Raw genomic sequence first — 20,768 nt, forward strand, 5'->3', positions numbered from 1 at the left:
AGAAAAGAATTATGAAAAAGTTAATTATAAAAGCAAGCTTTCTTTTAATTGCAATAACTACCGTGGTTGGTTGTAAAAAGGATCTTGAAGACAAATTCAATAACCCAGAAAAAGTCTTAGACCCAAATCTACCTGGCTTGTTTACTGGGATGTTAAATAATGATAGAGTAGCAGCTAAATACTGGAATGTTCGTACCTTTTTAACACAGATGCCAGGTGTATATGCACAAACGAGTTACATATCGAATGGAAATACCATTTATCAGCAGAGCGATGGTTATTCTCAGCAATATTGGGATGATTTCTATAGCACTGGCGGTAACGGTAGTGGCGTTATGGCACAATACCGTGTAATGGAATTGAAATACAATTCTTTGTCAGCTGCTGAACAGGCTAATCAGAAAGCAATAATGCAAGCTGCAAAAGTTGTTTTAATTGAGCAAGCTGCTAAAATGGTTGATTTGTGGGGTGATATTCCATATTCTGCTGCGGGGAGTCTTAACTCTACCAGTACAATTAACAATCCAAAATACGACGAACAAAAGGCACTTTATACAACCTTTATTGCTGATTTAGCCGCTGCAGGTACTTATTTTAATAGTAATACAACAACAGCAGCATTTTCTAAATCAGATATCTTATTAAAGGGAAGTATGAATATGTGGGCTCGCTATGCAAACTCATTACGCTTAAGATTGTTAATGCGCATTTCTAAAACAGATGAAACTACAGCCAGAACAGCGGTTTTAGCTATGTTAGGAAATCAAACAACCACACCTTTAGTGGATGGTGGAAATCTAGGTATTTACAACCCTGCAACTTCAGATGTTTTACTGCAAACTTTAACAAATAGCACAAGCGATTTGCATGATGCATTTTTTGAAGGCGCCTGGTATGCAACAGACTATGCTTTAAATACCGTAATGTTGCCTGCAAACGATCCTCGTATTCCTGTAATTTACGATAAATTTGGCCGCACAGTAAGTGGTAAATTTGTTCAAAATGCAGACTATAAAGCAATGCCAGTTACTTTTACTACTACACAACAAGAGAACAGCTTTGCAGATTATTCAGTTTTAGATTCTGCAACGTTTTTGTATAACCAAAAACTACCTGGAATTTTAATTACGGCTTCTGAAGTTAACTTCCTAAAAGCTGAAGCTTACGAAAGATGGGGAAGCACAGCAGATGCAAAAACAGCTTATGATAATGCGTTAAGACAATCGGTGACTTTTTACCATTACCTTAACAATTTAAATCAGGGCGGTGGCTTTAAAAATGTAGCAGCTCCTGCAACAACAGTAGTTGATACTTGGGTAAATACATCAACTGCAACTTATGCAGGTGCGTCTGCAGCCAAATTAGCCTTAATCTACAATCAGAAATGGATTCACTACGGTGTTTTACAATCAACAGAAGCTTGGTCGGAGTATAGAAGAACAGGTTTCCCTGTATTAACATTCCCAACAGCAGGAAAGTTATCAGGATTTGATACACCGCCAACAAGATTGATCTATCCTGCAAAGGAAAAAACATTGAATAGTGTAAATTATCAAGCAGTTCAATCAAAAGACACTAGAAAAACTAAGATTTTCTGGATGCCATAAACGAATAAGTTAATAATCCCAGCCATTAAGGCTGGGATTTTTCTTTTATAAATCATGACTAAAAAACTCCTACTATCTCTTTTAATTGGCTGTTGCTCTATTTTATCATACGCACAACGGAATGATATTGTACAACAGTCAACTACTTACGAATGGCCAAAAGATCCATTGGTAAAGGAAAAATTAGAAACTTGGCAAGACAAGAAATTTGGAATGATCATCCATTGGGGATTATATGCAGTTCCTGGAATTATAGAATCCTGGACTTTATGCTCTGAAGATTGGATAGAAAGAGATTCGACTATTTCTTATGATGATTATAAAAAGTGGTACTGGGATTTTAGTAAACAATTCAATCCGACAAAATTTAACCCTGAACAATGGTCGGCAGCGGGTAAACGAGCAGGTATGAAATACCTCGTTTTTACAACTAAACACCACGATGGCTTTGCGATGTTTGATACCAAACAAAGCGACTTTAGTATTGCTAAAGGTCCTTTTGCCAGCAACCCTAAAGCAGATGTAGCCAAATACGTTTTTGATGCTTTTAGAAAAGATGGCTTTATGATAGGCGCCTACTTTTCTAAACCCGATTGGCACTCGCAGTATTACTGGTGGCAAAAATATGCTACGGCAGATCGAAATAACAATTATGACATTAAAAAGTATCCCTGGCGTTGGAACAAATTTAAAGATTTTACCTACAATCAAATCAGTGAGTTAATGCATAATTATGGTAGTGTAGATATTTTGTGGCTTGATGGAGGTTGGGTTCGTCCGCTGGAAACGGTAAATGAAGAAGTTTTATCGTGGGGCGCAAACATACCAAAATGGAGCCAAGATATCGATATGCCAAAAATTGCTTCCATGGCCCGAAATGCACAACCTGGTTTACTAATGGTCGATCGAACAGTTCATGGACCCTACGAGAATTATCAAACCCCTGAACAAAGAATTCCAGAAAAACAATTGGATTATCCCTGGGAAAGCTGCATGACGTTAGGAGGTGCCTGGGGTTTCGTACCAAATGATCAATATAAATCAGCCGCAGAAGTGGTTCATAAATTGGTGGAAATTGTAGCCAAAGGTGGAAGTTTATTGCTTGGAGTTGGACCAAAACCTGATGGAACTTTACCAACTGAGGTAACTAATCAATTAAACGAGATTGGTAAATGGACATCTAAAAACGGAAAGGCTATTTACAACACCCGAATTACAAAAGATTATCATGATGGTCAATTTTGGTTTACACAAAGTAAAGATGCTAAGAAGAAATTTGCTATATATTGCTTAAAACAAGATGAAACCAATATAAAAGCGGTAAAATGGAAGGGAAGTTTTCCTAAAAAGGGAACTGAAATTATTCTTTTATCAACAGGTAAAAAGGTGAAATGGCAAATTGTAAATGGCGAAACGATTTTATCCTTATCAAACATTGAAAAAAGTGCAGCTTTAGCTTTCGAATTTACACCTCAGTAAACTTTACAGATTAGTGTTGTGGCTCAAGGTTATGGTATTTCGAGCAAATCTAGAACCGCAATATTTCTGAAAATGCGTTCCCTTTAACAGGTAAATTATAAAAGATTTTGCCTTTTATGGTAGGTTAAACCATAAGTATTAGTTAGTTTTTTTAGCCGTGGATTTTAGTTATATCCACGGCTTTTTTATGCGATTACTTCAGTCCTTCAATTCCTAATTTTTCGGCTAGCTCATTTAAATCGTTAACTACAACATCGATTAGAGGAATACCGTTGGTTTTTCTTTTTTGCTCAAATTCATGCTCGGGTTCTCCTGGAATAATAACTTTCTTCTCAGGATCGATTGTTTTTGCACTTTTAAAACGTTCTATCCAATTGTCAAGGTGGTTTTTAAAGTCTTCAGCAGGGCGGAAACCATCTACACGCATCGCACCTAAAAAATGACCTAAACCTTCGCCGACAGGGTTGGCCGATGGCTCTAAAAAAGCAACAAAAGGAGGCACCCAAGGGCCGTAATTCGCCCCAGAAAGTACAGCTGATAAAATGTCAACCGTAGCACTCAAACCGTAACCCTTATGGCTACCATGGTCTTTATCGCTACCCAATGGCAATAAAGAACCACCAGTTTTTAATTCGTTCGGGTTGTTAGAATTTACACCGTCTTTATCCTGAACCCATCCATCGGGAATATCTTTATTAGCCCTTTGGGCAATTTCTAATTTTCCGTTGGCAGCTGCTGCAGTTGCCATATCTACGATAACAGGCGGATATTTTCCCGCTGGAAAAGCATAACACATCGGATTAGTTCCCAACAACCGTTCGTTGGCATAAGTTGGTGCAACTAAAGGGCTTGCATTCGTCATGCTGATACCAATCATATCTTTTTCAACTGCCATTAAAGCATGATAACCTGCAATACCAAAGTGATTGGAGTTTTTTACTGAAACCCAGCCGCTGCCATATTTTTCAGCCTTTTCTATTGCAACCTTCATGGCAAAAGGCGCAACAACCAAACCTAAGCCAGCATCGCCATCAATAGTTGCTGTAGTTGGTGTTTCATGAACAATTTTAATGTTTGGCGTAGCATTAATTCGTTTCTTCTCCCAAAGACGAACATACCCGCTTAAACGAGCCACACCGTGAGAATCTATTCCGCGTAAATCAGAACGGATTAAAACATCAGCTGCAAGTTCAGCATGTTCATCAGAACAGCCCATTTTTTTGAAAACGTTGAAAGTAAATGTTCGAAGATTAGATTCGGTAAAGGTTATGAAATTCATTTTATGCAATTTGTTGTCATCGCGAGTTACGAAGCAATCCTAAAACTTCGACTGTTTATTTGCATTATTTTTAAAATTGCTTTTTACTTCGCAACAACAGAGTTTTTAAGGTAACAATAAAGTAAAGTCTCCGCCAAGCGGTTCGAAGTTTTCTATGCATGATGAAAGAAAATCCTCACCATAATTTACATACATTGGCGCTATATTTAGAATTCGCTCTTGCAACGTTCCATTGGGGAAAAGCCTTTTCTTTACATTGTCAATCTGAATTAAAGCTGTTTCATGTTTGCGCTTTTCAGCTCTAAATAGTTTCTTTTCGAGGTTGGCAAGTAAATGATTGGTTTTTTGTTTAGCGGTATCAGTAGAAACAGAAAGTGTTTTATCTATTTTATATGCATTCAGTTTAATCTGGTCAAAAATACTATTGATGGCTCTTGTTTCATCAGCTAAACTTAATTGAGCCGTAGAATTTCTTTGTACCCAAATATTTTTTAATTCTTCAACAGGTAAAAATGCATCCTGTAAAGAAAAACCAAGGTTATATAAATTCTGTGCACTACGCTTATCTACCAGCAAAGCCGAATTACGTAAAAGTAACACAGGAAAATCAATTTTGTAATAATCGAAATTAGCCTTCAATTGCATCCAATAAGCTACTTCTGCGCCACCACCAATATAAGCTATGTTTGGTAAAATAACTTCCTGATACATCGGGCGCATTACTACATTTGGACTAAAACGTTCTGGATGGCTTTCTATTTCAGTCCTGAGTTCGGCTTCTGTAAAACTTATTTCAGTATGATTGACTGAATATTTATTATTTTCAAAAATCAGGCGTTCGCGTAAATCATCTTTTAAATAAAAAAAATTTATATCCCGACCGTTAACCTGAGTTTTGTAACCTAAATCTTCTAAGTCTTTGGAACTTTGATTAATGTTTTTAGCACTATTATGCTCAGTAATATCGGCTGTTATAATATTCGAAAACTGTTTTTTTAATTGAGGATTATCTGCGTTTACGATTACTAAACCATATTTTTCGAATAAATTATTTACCAGATACCGTGTTGCATCTGCTAAATTATCGTGTTCTAAATATGCTTGCTCAACCAATTTTGCAATTCGTTTTCCATTTTTAGAAATGCCCAAATAACCTTTGTAAGCAGTAACAGCTGCGGCAACAGTTTTTGTGCTTAATCTTCCTGTTGCACCATTTGTATTTTGAATCCAGCTGATGTTTTTCTCATCAACACTTACGTGGTTGATCTCATCAAAATCGTGATCTTCGGTAGCCATCCAATAAATTGGCACAAAGTTTTTATCTGGATGTGCAATTTTTAGCTCAATGGCAAGATTTATTGTTGTTACAATTTTGTAGATAAAATATAGCGGCCCTGTAAACAGATTTAGTTGGTGCCCCGTTGTAACTGTAAAAGTATTATCTAAGCCTAAAAGTTCGATGTTTTTACTAACCGATTTGTTGGGCGTTAAATGCTGGTATTGATCTTTCAAGACCTCAACAAGGGTGTTTCTATCGCCGATGAAATGTCTTTTTTCTAATGCTTCGGCTAAGCCAGCCATATCAGGGCGATAACTGTAAAAAGCCTTTAGCTGCTCTTCATTGTTAATATAATCTAAAACCAGTTTCGAAAACGAACCAGTTTCCTTATAGGAAATATATTTTGCCTGCATAATTAGCGAAAGTAACTCAATTTGAGGATAATTATAAAGTCGAATAACTATTTTACAATTGTTAAATAATTACAGATTGCTTTCAATAGCTCCAACTTTTTCTCTATACAAATCAATTGGCCCATCTAAAAGCACAGCGATAACAGTTAATTGCCGGTCCAATTTGTCTTTCGGGATATCGATGTAAATAATTCCAGGAACTTTACTCCAGTATAATTTGTTATAAATTTCGTGCGATAGCATGGTGCCTTCGCCAACAACTCTAATTCTGCTGATGTTATTTTTTAATCCTTTAATAGCAATTGGACCTGTTGGCGTCCCCTCTACAAAAAGATAAAGCGTTTGTTTATCTGCGGATAAAGCCGTGTTTCCCGTGTAATGACCAAAAGGAATTCCAGATGTAGTTTTGTACAAAGCTTCTGCATTTTTAACCACCCAGGCATTTACACTGTTTTTTGCATTTTGTATTCCTGATTTAAACCCTACGCCATCTGCCATAAGATTGGTGCAATTAAAAATATTTACTCCATTATTTATATCGCCAGCAAGGGTTCTAAAGTTTAAATTCGTAAAATCCATTGCATGGGTAATCTCAAATAATGCTTGTAAAGAAAGTGGATTTTCTTTCTTATCTGATAATTGAATTTCTTCGTTGAATGAAACTTTTATCACGGTAACATCATTATCAAAATCATTTTCCTTAACATCAAAAATATAATCTGTATCGTTAAACTTTGTCGATTTAACTTCAGCTTTGCTTCCAATAATTTCTACTTTTTTTATTGTTGATTTAATGCCTTTTAATACAATGCCTTTTGTGGTTTTGAAATCAACATAAATGTAAAGCTGTTTTTTATCTTTCGATAGAGCCGTTTTTGCATTGACATGTCCGTCTGCAATTCCTGCCTGCGTTTCGTAAATTGCCTCACTATGTTTATTAGTCCAGCGGCCCAAATCTTTTAAAATTTTAACTTGTTCTGGTGCAATTGTTCCATCTGCTTTCGGACCGATATCCAACAATAAATTTCCGCCCATGCTAATACAATCAACTAAAGTTCTGATAATCATATTAGATGATTTGTAATGGTTATCATAAGGTTGAAATCCCCAGGAATCGTTCATGGTATAACAAAGCTCCCAATATTTGGCGTTTGGTTTTACTACAGGAACCCCTTGTTCGGGCGTATCATAATCGCCATGTTTATCTAATCTCGAATTAATGATTATGTTCGGGTTTTTAACTTTCAATAAACTGTGAACTTTATCACTTTGCCATTCTTCTGGTGTATGTTCCCAATCTCCGTCAAACCATAATAAATCTGGGTTATATTGTGAAGAAAGTTCTTTCAGCTGGCTTTGATAATAATTTAAATATCTATTCCACCTCTGCAAATCTGCTTTTGAATCGTAGCGTTTTCTTTCTCTAGTAAAAACATCATAATCAGCATAACTCCAATCGGGAAGTGAAAAATATAAGCCAGTTTTTAACCCCGATTTTTTAAGTTCGGTAACGAACGGTGATATCAAATCTTTCTTTGCAGCACTAGTATTTAAGGTTGTAGTTGCTTTTGGGGCTTTGGTGTTCCAAAGCGAAATACCATCGTGGTGTTTGGTTGTAATAACTGCATATTTGGCACCACTTTCTTTAATTAAATTTGCCCAATCTTGTGGATTATATTTTGTAGCAGTAAACCCACTAAGCTGTTTCATATAATTTTCGTGGTTGATATAATTGTTGTAAAAAGCCCACGATTCGGAAATGCCATTAACCGAGTATATGCCCCAATGGATGAAAACGCCGAGTTTTGCATCAGCAAACCATTGCATTTTGTTTAAATCGGCTTTTTGTTGCGCATTAACTTTAGAACCAAAAAGTAAAAGAATAAGTATTAAGGTTAAATTTTTAGAAAACATTTATAAAATTTTTTAAGAGTAAATATAACCTAATTTTCTTCCAAGGCTAATCGGATAGTCCTTTAGAACGATTCTGAATGAATTGTATCTAAAAAGTTAAATACTACTGATGTTGTAGTGTGGCAAACAGACAAGAATTAACAGGTCGTGTAATTACAGATTTAGGCTTAGGTTACAACCTAACAAAAAGCTTAAAATTAACGGTAGGCGCAAACAATATCTTCGATGTATATCCACAAGAACTTTTGTTAGCTAGTCAAGGCACATCTGGAATTTTGTATCCAAACCAGGCTCCACAATTTGGTTTCCTTGGTCGTTATGTGTTTACAAGATTAAACTTGAATTTCTAATAATAACAAATATATACAGAGCCTGATTTTTTAAGTAAAAGATCAGGCTCTGTATCATCATTTACAATATCACTGGTATCTTTCCTTCTGCCACCCTTGTTAAATCAGCAATTGTAAAATCTTTTTTGTAGCGATAAGGCTCCCAACATGGTAATGTTGGTTTCCAAAAAGGATTTTGGCTCAGGAAAGAAGTATTATCTCCCTCCAATAGTCCTACAAAAACTTCTGTAACAATACGTGCACCAACATCACCCAAGCGCAAGCCCATCTGTTGTACCTCCGCTTCTTTTAAAATATAAAACCAAAGTGGCGTGCTATTTTCAAAGTTAACCTTGTAATGTTTTAAATCATCAAATACATCCGCACCTAATGGCTGTAAGCGCATAGCATGGGCAACTCTTTGACCTGATGGTAAACTGAAAGTTAAACTTCTTAATAAATTACGGCTCGCTAAAGAAATAACATCTGCTGAAGCAAAGCCTGGCAACTGGAATAATGGTGATGAAAGTTTAGTGTCAATCAGTTTATTAGGCCGCATGCTCCCATCTCCGAGATTAAAAAAAGTATGCCAATCTAAAAATCGTCTATCCGCCCGTTTTCCCCCGCGTAAGTCATTTGGATCTGGATGAGTATGATCGGCATTAAAATCAAAAATATCTGCAAAAAATGGAGTCGGATTCGGTTTATTAGCAATGCCAAAGTTAGCACGATAGGATGGACGAATCTGACTATGCCCGAAACGATATGCAGCTACAGAAAACTCTACAGGAATATAAGGTTGATTATGCCAGCCGTAAAATTTTCTACCATTTAACAATACATCATTAACAATATCTTGCCCACAAAGTAAAGGGAGAAACTCATGGAGAAGTATCCATTGATAATGCCACCGAACTAGTTCTTGTGCCTCATTAAAAATAATCGATGGAGATTTTGTAGGATATTTTACTTTAATGGCATCTAATAAAATATTGTGAAATCTTAAAAATAGCACCTGGAGTTGCGAAACAATTAGGTTTTCATCGTTTCGAGGATCGCCAATTAGTGCTGTATTCTGATTGTTTCTTGGCACATCAAATTTATCGATATCATCTTTCCCTTTTGAACCTAATGGGTGTAATAACATTTTAATACCCATACCATCAGATTGATCATAAAGATGAGGTGAGGCGCCTGGCCCGCTACCATAAACATTATCTAATGCCAGACTCGGAGTTCTAAAATTCTCAATAAATTCAGGGTCTGATTGTCTCTCCAAACTCGAAGTTGGATCAAAAGTAATATCATGATCAATGAATTGACCCAAAAAGGTCATTCCAGCACTCATAACTGGCGAATTCGGATTGTTTACTTGTAATGCAGGGTTTGTAATTAAATCAATTGGGTTTTGACTTAAATCATCCTTTGCATCCATAATCCCGCCTTTTTTACCAATATCCTTCAGCGCCTCTCTAACTTTTGTTGTGTCTGGTGCGAAGGATGGTAACGATGGGAAAATTCTGCCAAATTTTCCTTTGTCATAATAGCGGGATGTGAAAGGAACGATGTCCTGATAAAGTGCTCCATGTCTGCTCATAGTATTATATTTGGTTTTTAGGTTATTAAATATAATTACTAATGAATTGATTATATGGTATTTAGATGTTTTTCTGCGTTTTATACGCTTTTTACGGTATGATTTTTAACAAAAAAGCCGCTCCAATAAATTGGAACGGCTTGTAAAATATTTGGTTTAGTAATTTACCATTTTTTGCGACGTTCGCCGCTTCCGCCTTCACGACTTCCACCTTCTCTACGTCCGCTTCCACCTTCACGACTTCCGCCTTTATCTTCACGGCTACGTCCAGAGAAATCTCTGAAACCGCCACCACTATTACCACCTTCACGACTTCCGCCTTCTCTACGTCCGCTACCACCAGAACTTCTTCTGTCGCCACCGCCACCGTTTCCACGGTAACCGCCGCCACCGCCGCTTCTACGTTCGCCACCAAAACCACCGCTACGTCTTTCACCGCCACCGCGTCTTTCGCCTGCACCTTCACCACGACCACCATCTCCGCTCTTTTCGATACGAACCTGGCGACCATTGAATTCAACTGCTTTAAAGCCTTCAAAAACTTTATCAGCAACATCATCTTCAACTTCAAAGAAAGAGAAAACACCTTTTAGATCGATTTTACCAACGCTTTTGCCAGCAATTTTACCGTTGTTACAGATAAAAGATAACATATCGCCACGAGTAAACTCATCTACCGAACCTAAGTTGATAAATAAACGAGTGTAACCTTCGCTACCACGTCCACGTCTTTCGCCGCGTTCGCCTCTTTCACCACGATCATCACCAACGGCTGCATTTAAATCAGGTGCTTTAGAATAGTAATCTAAGAAACGGTTAAACTCTAAAGATGCAAAACGTTTAATTACTTCTTCTTTGCTCAATTCAGCAAATTCATCCATAATACGAGGAATGTACTGTTCGATTTGTTCTGCATTAACTTCTACATTGTGTACTTTATGTACTAACGAGAATAATTGTTTTTCACAAACATCAAATCCTGTAGGTAATTCAGCTTTAGTAAACTGTTTACCAATAATACGCTCTAACTGACGAATTTTACCTAACTCTTTAGAGTTGATAATACAGATTGAAATACCCGTTTTACCAGCACGACCAGTACGGCCAGAACGGTGGGTATAACTTTCAATCTCATCAGGTAAAGAATAGTTAACTACGTGAGTTACGCCACTCACATCGATACCACGAGCAGCAACATCAGTAGCAATTAATAATTGCATGTTACGCTCACGGAAACGTTGCATAACTTTATCACGTTGTTGTTGCGATAAATCGCCGTGTAAAGCATCAGCATTGTAACCATCTTTAATTAAATGCTCAGCAACATCTTGTGTATCCAATTTGGTTTTACAAAATACTACTGCAAAAATTTCAGGGTTGAAATCTACAATACGTTTTAAGGCTGCGTATTTATCACGGGCACGAACGATATAATATTCGTGTTCGATGTTTACGTTACCTGTATTTTTTGTGCCCATGGTTAATTCTACAGGGTTATCCATGTAGTTTTTAGCTATACGGCGAACTTCTGCAGGCATTGTAGCCGAGAATAACCAGGTTTTTTTGTCATCAGGAGTAGTTGATAAAATGTCGTTAATGTCATCCTGGAAACCCATGTTTAACATTTCGTCAGCTTCATCAAGCACAACATATTTAACTGAAGAAAAATCAATTGCCTTACGGCCAATGATATCCAACATACGGCCGGGCGTGGCCACTACGATTTGAACGCCTTGGCGTATTTCGCGTAGTTGTTGCATAATGTTCGCGCCACCGTAAACGGCAACAACGTGGGCATTAGCAACGTTTTTAGAAAAGTTTTTAAGGTCGTTAGCGATTTGTAAACATAACTCACGAGTTGGGCATAAAATTAATGCCTGTGGTTTATTAAGTTTAAAATCGATTAGTTCTAACAGCGGCAAACCAAATGCGGCTGTTTTTCCTGTTCCTGTTTGGGCCAAACCAACAAAATCATTAGTGCCTTCTAACAGTACAGGAATACTTTGCTCCTGAATAGGCGTTGGAGTTTCAAATCCAAGGTCCTTTACGGCATTAACGACGTCATCACTTATCCCCAATAATTGAAATGGGTTTGTCATTCGTCTTTTATTTATTTAAGCCGCAAAGGTACGGTTAATAATCCGTATTTTATTGATGGTTAACGAAATAGTTTTTTAATGTAAAAGCCTGTAAATTAATGCTTAAGCTTTTTTCGATGTTAATAAGCTTGATTGCAGGTTCTGGTTAACCTTTTTGGACGTCAGTTTTGTTAAGCATGTGCTTAAAAATAGGTTCGCATTTTTCTTTACAACAAGCATAAAAATGGCCATGTTTCCAAAAATCTGACTTTGGCGATTGCCCCCACCAAAACTCTGCAAGCGCAATTGGCTTCATTTTATGTTGAAAAGCATACTGCAAAAGTTTAGGAGCAGCGCATTCACCAGCGCCAGCTGGTGGGTTTTTATGGCCTTCTTCTTTAAAAATTTCGGTCAAGCTTTTTTCTTCTCCAGCTTGATTTAAAAAATGATAATGATCGAAAATTTTATTTTGTAAGGCTACCGAGTGATTTCTTCGATTTAATTTTAAATCTTTAATTAATGTATGGTGCTCTTTTTGGTTTACTGTTTCTAAATCTCTTATTTCCTGATTTAAGCGGCTAAGTTCTTGCATTCCATTATTAAGGAAGCCATCCTTCGCTAATAAATCAAAAACAGGAGGTACAAATTTGAGGTGATTATTACTGCCAGCTAATTTACCCGAAAATGCTGAAAGATAGCCAATTTCATTTTCTTGATTTTGAACGACCAGAACGCCGAACATTTTTCCAATAATTACACCTTCACCTTGATGAGATAAACCAAAATTGTGAACCCAATCTGTTTGTTTGCTTAAATAATGCTGCAATTCATCTGCCGCTATTAAACAAAGCTCGTGTGGTTTATTAGCCATCAAATTAAACTTTGCAAGAATAATTTGATGGTCTATTTGAGTTTTGAATTTTGTAAAATAAGTTTGTTTAATAGAATTCGACATTCGGTAGTTACCTTAACCTTTCTGCCGAACGGATTAATCTTTCATCTTTATTGATACCGAAAATTGCTAAAACAAGAAATAAGATGGCGAGAGCAGGCATATAAGCACCAACGCCAAAACTTGCACCTTCAATACCAGTTGGAAGTTGTTTAAGATATATACTACACCAAAAAGCAAAACCAATAATTGCAGCGATTGTAAAAACAATAATCTTCTTTTGTAAACTTCTTCTTTTAAAGTTGAAGATGTTTACAAAGCATATTAATGTTATAACTATTCCTGTAAGTAACATCGGAATATTAGTTTTCACTAGTAATCCATCTCCGCTAAAAGATTGCTGCATTCCTTTGATATAAACCACTGATTCTTTACCTCCAACATTTGTTGCTATGGGTAAAAACAACATTAAAATTAAAACAATTGTCGCCAGTAAAAGCCAAATCGATTGTATTCTCTGTATCATGTTAATCAAATATTTTCGACAAATATATTTAATTCCGATTTACAACATCATGAATAAAAGGAAAAAAGTATTTTTGCATCACTTTGAGTAAAAAAAGATATTTCATACAAATCGCTTACGATGGCGGCTCCTATCATGGCTGGCAAATTCAACCTAATGCCATAACCGTTCAGGAGTTGTTGGATAAGGCTATGTCTACATTTTTTAGACAGCCAATAGAAACTTTAGGTTGTGGCAGAACCGATGCTGGTGTACATGCAACAGAGTTTTTCGCTCATTTTGATGTAGAAAATATTGAAGAAAGTAAAGTAATAAACTCAATAGCGGGTGTAAATGCCCTTTTGCCCTATCAAATAGCAGCAAAAAGGGTTATTTCTGTTAGTGAGGATGCGCACGCTCGTTTCCATGCTACAGCCAGAGCCTATAAGTATTATATTCATTTCGAAAAAGATCCTTTTAAACTTAACCGTTCGTGGTTGGTAAAAGATAAATTAGATATAGATTTGATGAATAAAGCTGCATTTGAACTATTAAATTATACTGATTTTTCTTGCTTTAGTAAATCCAATACTCAAACCTTTACCAATAATTGCAAAATTGTGCAGGCTATTGTTGAAGAACAAAACGGAAGTATTGTTTTTACAATAGAAGCCGACCGCTTTTTAAGAAATATGGTTAGAGCAATTGTTGGTACATTGGTTCGTGTAGGGAAAAACGAAATTGATATTGATGCTTTTAAAGCAATTATAGATAGTAAAAATCGCAGCAACGCTGGGCAATCGGTACCTGCTTGTGGTTTATTTTTAGTTAAGGTAGAATATCCATTTATAAATTAGTTAAAAGTTACAGATTTTGAGTTATTGATCTGGCTGTAAAAAAAAATAATAAAAATTCGTAACCAATTAAGCTTTTGCTTAAGTAAATTCTAAACCCATAACCCATAAGAATGGCAGTAACAGGCGAAGTATATAACAAAGGATTGCTGAAGCGTATTTTTCAGTACGTTAAGCCTTATCGTGCTGTCTTTGTTTTATCAGTAATTCTTACGGTTTTACTTGCTGCAATTTCTCCTGTACGTCCGTTTTTAATAGGTTATACACTAGATAACTTTATTTTAAAAGGCGACTATAATGGCTTGGTTACCATGACTATGCTTATGATTTTAATGTTGGTCCTGCAAACCATCATTCAATACAGTCAAACACTTTTAACCAATACTTTAGGTCAATCGGTAATTCGAGATTTGCGAATAAATGTATTCAATCACATTACAAAATTAAGATTAAAGTATTTCGATAAAACGCCTATTGGCCAGTTAATTACCCGCACGGTTTCTGATTTGGAAACCATTGCTGATATTTTTTCGGAAGGACTAATCTCTATGATTGGTGATTCTTTGCAAGTTGTTGTAATCGTTGGCGTAATGCTAGCCATAGATTGGAAGTTAACGTTGGTAGTTTTAATTCCTGTTCCGCTGTTAATCATAGCGACAAGAAAATTTCAAAAGTCTATTAAAGCTGCCTTTCAGGAAGTAAGAACTGAAGTTGCTAACTTAAATACTTTCTTGCAAGAGCACATTAGCGGTGTTTCTATTGTGCAATATTTTGCCAGAGAAAGACAGGAGTATAAGAAATTTTACAATATTAATAAACGCTATCGCGATGCGAATATTCGCTCAAACTGGTATTATTCTATCTTTTTTCCAATTGTAGAGTTAATCTCGGCCATGTCTTTAGCGTTGCTGATTTGGTATGGAGGTAAAAGCATTTTCAGTAGCTCGATTACGCCTGGTGTAATCAACCAATTTATCATGTATCTGGCCATGGTTTACACGCCAATTCGCCAACTGGCGGATAAATTTAACACTTTGCAAATGGGCATGGTGGGTGCAGAACGTGTTTTTAAAGTTTTGGATACAGACGAGAAAACCATTGATAATGGAACGATAGAGCCAGCAAAGCTGGAAGGAAATATCGAATTCAAAAATGTTTGGTTTGCTTACAACGAAGAGAATTATGTTTTAAAAAATTTAACCTTTAACGTAAAAGCTGGCGAAACCGTTGCTTTAGTTGGTGCAACTGGCGCAGGGAAATCATCAACAATAAATATTTTAAACCGTTTTTACGAAGTTAAAAAGGGAGAAATTACTGTTGATGGAATACATATTAAAGATTTTAAGCTCGATTATTTACGAAGCAACATTGCAACGGTTTTGCAAGATGTGTTTTTGTTCTCAGATACAATTCTAAATAACATTACTTTAAACAACCCTCAAATTACAATCGCAGAAGTGGTTAACGCAGCGAAAAAAGTTGGTGCACACGATTTTATTGAACGTTTACCAGGCGGATATCAATATAATGTAATGGAGAGAGGCTCTACACTTTCAGCGGGTCAGGCACAACTAATATCATTTATTCGAGCATTGGTGCATAATCCTGCGATATTGGTTTTAGATGAGGCAACCTCATCCGTAGATACCGAAACCGAATTATTGATTCAAAAGGCAATTGATAACTTAATGGATGGCCGAACTTCGATTGTAATTGCACACCGTTTATCAACTATTCAAAAGGCCAATCAGATTATTGTATTAGATAAAGGCGAAATCAAGGAAAAAGGTACGCATCAGCAACTGCTTAAGTTAAATGGTTACTACAAAAAGCTTTACGATTTGCAGTTCTCATCAGAAGGAATCGCTAAGGTTTAAATCCTGATTATTCCGAAGTATTTTCTTAATTTAACATCTTCTTAAATCTATAAAAGATGAAATCTTTAAAATTCCTGGCTGTTCTATTAATTTCAGTACTCGCTCTTCAAGTTTCTGCGCAACAGAAAAAATATGTTATGGTTATTCACGGCGGTGCCGGAACCATTTTAAAAAAGAATATGACTCCTGAAAAAGAAGCGGCCTATATTGCAGTTTTAACGCAAGCTTTAAAAGCGGGTTATGCGAAAATTCAGGAAGGTAAAACCAGTTTGGATGCCGTTGAAGCAACAATTCATGTTTTAGAAAACGATCCACATTTTAATGCTGGCAAAGGCGCTGTTTTTACGCATGATGGGCGTAATGAACTTGATGCCGCAATTATGGACGGCAAAACGCAAATGGCTGGCGCTGTAGCAGGAGTTACAACGGTTAAAAATCCGATTTCGGCAGCCAGGGCAGTAATGGAAAAATCTGAGCATGTAATGATGGTTGGTGCTGGAGCAGACCAGTTTGCAAAAGAAGCAGGTTTGGAAATTGTTGATCCCAAATATTATTGGACTAAAGAGCGTTGGGATGGTTTGCAACAGGCTATTAAAGAGGACTCAACTAAAGCAGTTTTGGATCATGGAAGTAAGAAATCAGAATTGTTGGGATCAAAAAACCACGACTATAAATTTGGAACTGTGGGCTGTGTGGCTTTAGATAAGGCAGGAAATTTAGCGGCTGGGACTTCAACTGGTGGTATGACGAATAAAAAATATGGTCGTGTTGGTGATGCACCAATTATTGGTGCTGGAACCTACTGTAATAACGAAACCGCAGGTATTTCTTGCACGGGCTGGGGTGAGTTTTACATTCGTAATGTGGTAGCCAAAACCATTTCCGATTTAATGGAGTATAAAGGTTTATCAGTTGCTGAGGCATCTAAAATTGCATTAGATAAAGTTGGTAAAATGGGTGGCGACGGCGGTTTAATTGCTTTAGATAGAAAAGGAAATGTTGCAATGCCTTTTAATACCGAAGGGATGTATCGTGGTGCAATTACAGCTGATGGTAAAATAGAAGTAAGTATCTATAAATAATGAGAAAACTATTTTTGTTGTTTGTAATTGCAAGCCTTTCGCAATTTGCGAAAGCTCAAAATAAAGGTAACCTATTCATTATTGGAGGTGGAGAACGTTCTGATGCCTTGATGAAACAAATGCTTCAAACTGCAAATTTAAAATCAACAGATTATATTATTGTTTTGCCAATGGCAAGCGCAATTCCCGATTCTGGATTTAAAACTTTGTCTGCCCAAATGAAGAAGCTTAATATGCATAATGTTAAAAACTTCAATTTTAGCAAACATAATGTAAACGATAAAAAATGGCTTGATTCTTTAGCTTCGGCAAAGTTAATTTACATTTTAGGGGGCGACCAAAGCCGCTTTATGAAATCGGTTTTAAATACTCCAATTTACTCAGCAATTCATAAAGCCTATAAAAATGGTTCTACAATAGCAGGAACAAGCGCTGGCGCTGCCGTAATGAGCAAGTACATGATTACTGGAAAACAACTTTTAGATACCGTTTACAAAGAAACTTTTAATAAGCTTTGGGATAAAAATATAGAATTTGAGGAAGGAATGGGGTTGTTGGAAAACACAATTATCGACCAACATTTTCTAAAACGTAATCGCTACAACCGCTTAATTTCTGCTTTGGCTGCACACCCCGATTTGATTTGTATTGGAATTGATGAAAGTACGGCTATTATCGTTCATGGTAATAAAGCTACTGTTGTGGGCGATAGTCAGGTTATTCGATTAGCAAATCCTAAAGGATTAACTAAAACCGATAAAGGACTATTAAAATTCAATCAGGCAGATTTCGGTATATTTGCCGCTGGCGATGTAATCGATATAATGCCCTAATAAAATAAAACCAGTTCGGTTTTCGTAGGTTGTATGTTTTTTTGTGGAGTATTTTATCAGAAACAAAAATTACCCTATATTTCATTTTTCAAAACATATAAATGAAATCAATCCTTTCCAACTTAACCTTTCAGGTTTTGGTTGCAATAGCAGTCGGTATATTTGTGGGTACCTATTTTCCAGGTTTTGCGCCAACTGCAAAATTAATCAGTCAGGGTTTTATTAACCTGATTAGTATGTTAATTGCACCAATTATTTTTTTTACTATCGTTTTAGGTATTGCACACATGGGCGATATGAAAAAAGTTGGACGCGTTGGCGGCAAGGCACTTTTATATTTTGAAATTGTGAGTACGGTTGCCATAGCTATTGGTTTATTAGTTGCTAATATTCTTAAGCCAGGTGCAGGTATGGTTGCAAAAGCAGGTGATACAACCAAAATAGCAGGCTATGCAGAGCAGGCAAAAGATATGAACTGGGCAGAATTTTTTCTTCATATAATTCCACACAATGTAATTGCTGCATTTGCCGAAGGTAATATTTTACAAATTTTACTATTTGCTATTCTATTTGGTTATGGCTTAAATAAATTGGGGGGCGAAGGTACTTCGGTTTTAAACGCTTTTGATAAAATATCAAAAGTGCTCTTTAAAATAATGAAGGTCATTATGCGCCTTGCTCCAATTGGTGCTTTCGGTGGTATGGCTTTCAGTATTGGTACACATGGTTTGCAAAGTATCGTAGGTATGGCAAAGCTTATGGGCTCTGTTTACTTAACCTGTATTTTATTCATTTTTGTAGTTTTAAATGGCATTTGCCGATACTACAATTTTAGCCTTTGGCAATATCTTAAGTTTATCCGCCAGGAAATATTAATTGTTCTTGGCACTTCATCTTCCGAATCGGCTCTACCAAGTATGATGCAAAAAATGGAAGCTATTGGTTGCGATAAATCAGTAGTTGGTTTGGTTATTCCAACGGGTTATTCTTTCAATTTAGATGGAACAGCCATTTACCTGGCCATGGCTGTTATATTTCTTTGTCAGGTTTTTCATGTCGATTTATCACTTGGACAGCAGATTACTGTTTTGGGTGTATTAATGGTAACTTCTAAAGGTGCTGCAGGTGTAACTGGAAGCGGTTTTATCGTACTTGTTTCAACCTTAACGGCGCTTAAAATTATGCCGATAGAACACATTTCCATCCTAATTGGTGTAGATCGTTTTATGAGCGAAGCCAGAGCAATAACTAATGTTATTGGCAATGGTGTAGCAACAATTGTAATTGCTAAAAGCGAAAACCAATTCGATCAGGCAAAATATTTAAAGGCAATTCAGCCAGCAATGATTGAAAAAAACGAGGAGGAATAATATAGTTTTGATCACGGATGAGCACAGATTTTAATCTTTAAAACTTTATCAATATTCATCCGATCCATCTGTGGTTAAATTTAAAAACTAATCTTGTCACTAAGGCTTATAAGATTTGAACCAGAGAAACTTTTATCCGTGTTTATCCTGTCTATCTGTGGTTAAATAATAAACTCCAAACTAATTATCATACCTTTGTACTAGAAACGGGCAACACAGCTTGTTTAATTAAACCAAATCACATTGGCTCAAAAAGAAAATAACCGCTCCGAAAAAAGCGAGTTACACGGACGTAACAAACATCGTTCACGTTACAATTTCAAACAACTTATCGCTTCTTCAAAAGAATTAAAACGTTTCGTTTTTAAGAACGAACACGACGATGATTCAATCGATTTTGCCGATCAAAATGCCGTTAAAGCGCTTAATAGGGCATTATTGAAACACTTTTATAACATTCCACAGTGGGATATTCCTAAAGATTATCTCTGTCCACCTATACCAGGCAGGGCAGATTATATTCATTACGTTGCCGATTTATTAGGCTCGAGTAATAAGGGTAAAATCCCGAAAGGAAGCAACGTTAAGGTATTAGATATTGGTGTTGGTGCAAACTGTATTTACCCGATTATAGGTCATCAGGAATACGGATGGAATTTTGTGGCTTCAGATATTGATCCGCTTTCAATTGAATCGGTTCAACGTATTGTAGATGCAAACAAACCGCTGCAAGGCGCTATTGAAGCACGTTTGCAATCTTCCAAATTGGGTATTTTTAGAGGTATTGTTGGCGGAAGAGAGCAGTTTGACCTTACAGTTTGTAATCCTCCTTTCCACTCTTCTTTAAAGGAAGCAGAACAAGGTACCCGTCAAAAATGGCGCAACTTGGGCGGTAATGAAAAAGAAGTAAAACATGTTTTAAACTTCGGTGGAAATAAAGCAGAGCTTTGGTGCCCAGGTGGAGAACGTGCCTTTGTAGAGCAAATGATTATTCAAAGCGCTCAAATCCCTAAACAATGTTTATGGTTTAGCTCTTTGGTGTCTAAAAGTGCTAACTTAAAAAGCATTTATAACAGTTTGGTTAATGCAAATGCCTTCGAAGTACGTACGGTTCAAATGAGTCAGGGACAGAAAATAAGTCGTTTTGTGGCCTGGACGTTCCATGATGAAGCTGAACAGGCAGAATGGGCGAAAAAATGGAAAGTTGAAACTACGCCCAAACCAGAAAAAGTAGAAGCTAAATAGATAAAATATTTGAAAAGCAAAGCCAGACTAAATTTTAAAGTTAGTCTGGCTTTTTGTTTGTATCTTTTTTGTTGATGCCAGTCTGTGCTTGTCAGAAACCTGAAACAAAAAAGTATACCACTTCAATCCAGTTTA

16 protein-coding genes are annotated in these 20,768 nt (G+C 36.4%); 9 read left to right on the plus strand and 7 right to left on the minus strand.

Annotated features, from left to right (window positions below):
* Positions 1-11 precede the first annotated feature (11 nt).
* Together ACZZZI_RS14850 and ACZZZI_RS14855 are read left to right on the plus strand one after the other, a co-directional pair.
* On the plus strand, positions 12-1,607 hold the full coding sequence (locus ACZZZI_RS14850; protein WP_463489866.1) for a SusD/RagB family nutrient-binding outer membrane lipoprotein: 1,596 nt from the start codon (positions 12-14) through the stop codon (positions 1,605-1,607).
* Between the two features lie 54 nt (positions 1,608-1,661).
* Positions 1,662-3,086 carry an alpha-L-fucosidase gene (locus ACZZZI_RS14855; RefSeq protein ID WP_463489867.1) on the plus strand — a complete coding sequence of 475 codons (1,425 nt, stop codon included), beginning with the start codon at positions 1,662-1,664 and terminating at the stop codon, positions 3,084-3,086.
* 193 nt (positions 3,087-3,279) lie between these two features.
* Here ACZZZI_RS14855 and ACZZZI_RS14860 read toward each other — a convergent pair whose 3' ends face one another.
* From ACZZZI_RS14860 to ACZZZI_RS14870, 3 genes are all read right to left on the minus strand, one after another.
* Positions 3,280-4,365, minus strand: coding sequence for an Ldh family oxidoreductase (locus tag ACZZZI_RS14860; RefSeq protein ID WP_463489868.1), 1,086 nt, complete (start codon positions 4,363-4,365; stop codon positions 3,280-3,282).
* 105 nt (positions 4,366-4,470) lie between these two features.
* Positions 4,471-6,057 (minus strand): bacillithiol biosynthesis cysteine-adding enzyme BshC, encoded by a 1,587-nt coding sequence (gene bshC, locus ACZZZI_RS14865; RefSeq protein ID WP_463489869.1) that lies wholly within the window; start codon positions 6,055-6,057, stop codon positions 4,471-4,473.
* Between the two features lie 69 nt (positions 6,058-6,126).
* The gene (locus ACZZZI_RS14870; RefSeq protein WP_463489870.1) at positions 6,127-7,971 is read right to left on the minus strand and encodes an alpha-L-fucosidase; all 1,845 of its coding nucleotides are present in this window, start codon (positions 7,969-7,971) and stop codon (positions 6,127-6,129) included.
* A 119-nt stretch (positions 7,972-8,090) separates the two neighbouring features.
* On the opposite strand from ACZZZI_RS14870, the gene ACZZZI_RS14875 reads away from it, so the two are divergent.
* Complete coding sequence (locus tag ACZZZI_RS14875; RefSeq protein ID WP_316756623.1) at positions 8,091-8,321, plus strand: hypothetical protein; 231 nt, start codon at positions 8,091-8,093, stop codon at positions 8,319-8,321.
* A 61-nt stretch (positions 8,322-8,382) separates the two neighbouring features.
* Here ACZZZI_RS14875 and ACZZZI_RS14880 read toward each other — a convergent pair whose 3' ends face one another.
* The 4 genes from ACZZZI_RS14880 to ACZZZI_RS14895 all read right to left on the minus strand — a co-directional run bounded on the left by ACZZZI_RS14880 (position 8,383) and on the right by ACZZZI_RS14895 (position 13,393).
* Entirely contained in the window at positions 8,383-9,897 is a 1,515-nt protein-coding gene (locus ACZZZI_RS14880; protein ID WP_463489871.1) for a peroxidase family protein, read from the minus strand.
* Between the two features lie 164 nt (positions 9,898-10,061).
* A complete protein-coding gene (locus tag ACZZZI_RS14885) occupies positions 10,062-11,996 on the minus strand; it encodes a DEAD/DEAH box helicase (RefSeq protein WP_316756627.1) in 1,935 nt (644 codons plus the stop codon).
* 145 nt (positions 11,997-12,141) lie between these two features.
* Complete coding sequence (locus tag ACZZZI_RS14890; RefSeq protein ID WP_463489872.1) at positions 12,142-12,846, minus strand: hypothetical protein; 705 nt, start codon at positions 12,844-12,846, stop codon at positions 12,142-12,144.
* A gap of 91 nt (positions 12,847-12,937) precedes the next feature.
* On the minus strand, positions 12,938-13,393 hold the full coding sequence (locus ACZZZI_RS14895) for a DUF4293 domain-containing protein (RefSeq protein ID WP_424057522.1): 456 nt from the start codon (positions 13,391-13,393) through the stop codon (positions 12,938-12,940).
* Positions 13,394-13,476: 83 nt separating this feature from the next.
* Here ACZZZI_RS14895 and truA point away from each other — a divergent pair, with 83 nt between their 5' ends.
* From truA to rlmF, 6 genes are all read left to right on the plus strand, one after another.
* A complete protein-coding gene (gene truA / locus ACZZZI_RS14900; protein WP_463489873.1) occupies positions 13,477-14,229 on the plus strand; it encodes a tRNA pseudouridine(38-40) synthase TruA in 753 nt (250 codons plus the stop codon).
* 110 nt (positions 14,230-14,339) lie between these two features.
* Entirely contained in the window at positions 14,340-16,103 is a 1,764-nt protein-coding gene (locus ACZZZI_RS14905) for an ABC transporter ATP-binding protein (protein ID WP_463489874.1), read from the plus strand.
* 56 nt (positions 16,104-16,159) lie between these two features.
* Positions 16,160-17,185 carry an isoaspartyl peptidase/L-asparaginase family protein gene (locus tag ACZZZI_RS14910; RefSeq protein WP_316756638.1) on the plus strand — a complete coding sequence of 342 codons (1,026 nt, stop codon included), beginning with the start codon at positions 16,160-16,162 and terminating at the stop codon, positions 17,183-17,185.
* Complete coding sequence (locus ACZZZI_RS14915; protein WP_463489875.1) at positions 17,185-18,018, plus strand: cyanophycinase; 834 nt, start codon at positions 17,185-17,187, stop codon at positions 18,016-18,018. The genes ACZZZI_RS14910 and ACZZZI_RS14915 overlap by 1 nt, the downstream gene beginning before the upstream one ends.
* Positions 18,019-18,119: 101 nt before the next feature.
* Positions 18,120-19,388: a C4-dicarboxylate transporter DctA gene (dctA, locus tag ACZZZI_RS14920; RefSeq protein WP_316756643.1), complete on the plus strand. Its 1,269-nt coding sequence runs from the start codon at positions 18,120-18,122 to the stop codon at positions 19,386-19,388.
* 243 nt (positions 19,389-19,631) lie between these two features.
* Positions 19,632-20,633, plus strand: a complete 1,002-nt coding sequence (rlmF, locus tag ACZZZI_RS14925) for a 23S rRNA (adenine(1618)-N(6))-methyltransferase RlmF (RefSeq protein WP_463489876.1) — start codon at positions 19,632-19,634, stop codon at positions 20,631-20,633.
* The last annotated feature ends 135 nt before the right edge of the window (positions 20,634-20,768 follow it).

Source organism: Pedobacter sp. AC190 (genome assembly GCF_979258025.1).

Bases quoted from the DNA above. Each gene is read 5' to 3' on its own strand.
- ACZZZI_RS14850 (WP_463489866.1), top strand. From the start codon at position 12: ATGAAAAAGTTAATTATAAAAGCAAGCTTTCTTTTAATTGCAATAACT.
- ACZZZI_RS14855 (WP_463489867.1), top strand. From the start codon at position 1,662: ATGACTAAAAAACTCCTACTATCTCTTTTAATTGGCTGTTGCTCTATT.
- ACZZZI_RS14860 (WP_463489868.1), bottom strand. From the start codon at position 4,365: ATGAATTTCATAACCTTTACCGAATCTAATCTTCGAACATTTACTTTC.
- bshC (WP_463489869.1), bottom strand. From the start codon at position 6,057: ATGCAGGCAAAATATATTTCCTATAAGGAAACTGGTTCGTTTTCGAAA.
- ACZZZI_RS14870 (WP_463489870.1), bottom strand. From the start codon at position 7,971: ATGTTTTCTAAAAATTTAACCTTAATACTTATTCTTTTACTTTTTGGT.
- ACZZZI_RS14880 (WP_463489871.1), bottom strand. From the start codon at position 9,897: ATGAGCAGACATGGAGCACTTTATCAGGACATCGTTCCTTTCACATCC.
- ACZZZI_RS14885 (WP_316756627.1), bottom strand. From the start codon at position 11,996: ATGACAAACCCATTTCAATTATTGGGGATAAGTGATGACGTCGTTAAT.
- ACZZZI_RS14890 (WP_463489872.1), bottom strand. From the start codon at position 12,846: ATGGCTAATAAACCACACGAGCTTTGTTTAATAGCGGCAGATGAATTG.
- ACZZZI_RS14895 (WP_424057522.1), bottom strand. From the start codon at position 13,393: ATGATACAGAGAATACAATCGATTTGGCTTTTACTGGCGACAATTGTT.
- ACZZZI_RS14905 (WP_463489874.1), top strand. From the start codon at position 14,340: ATGGCAGTAACAGGCGAAGTATATAACAAAGGATTGCTGAAGCGTATT.
- ACZZZI_RS14910 (WP_316756638.1), top strand. From the start codon at position 16,160: ATGAAATCTTTAAAATTCCTGGCTGTTCTATTAATTTCAGTACTCGCT.
- ACZZZI_RS14915 (WP_463489875.1), top strand. From the start codon at position 17,185: ATGAGAAAACTATTTTTGTTGTTTGTAATTGCAAGCCTTTCGCAATTT.
- dctA (WP_316756643.1), top strand. From the start codon at position 18,120: ATGAAATCAATCCTTTCCAACTTAACCTTTCAGGTTTTGGTTGCAATA.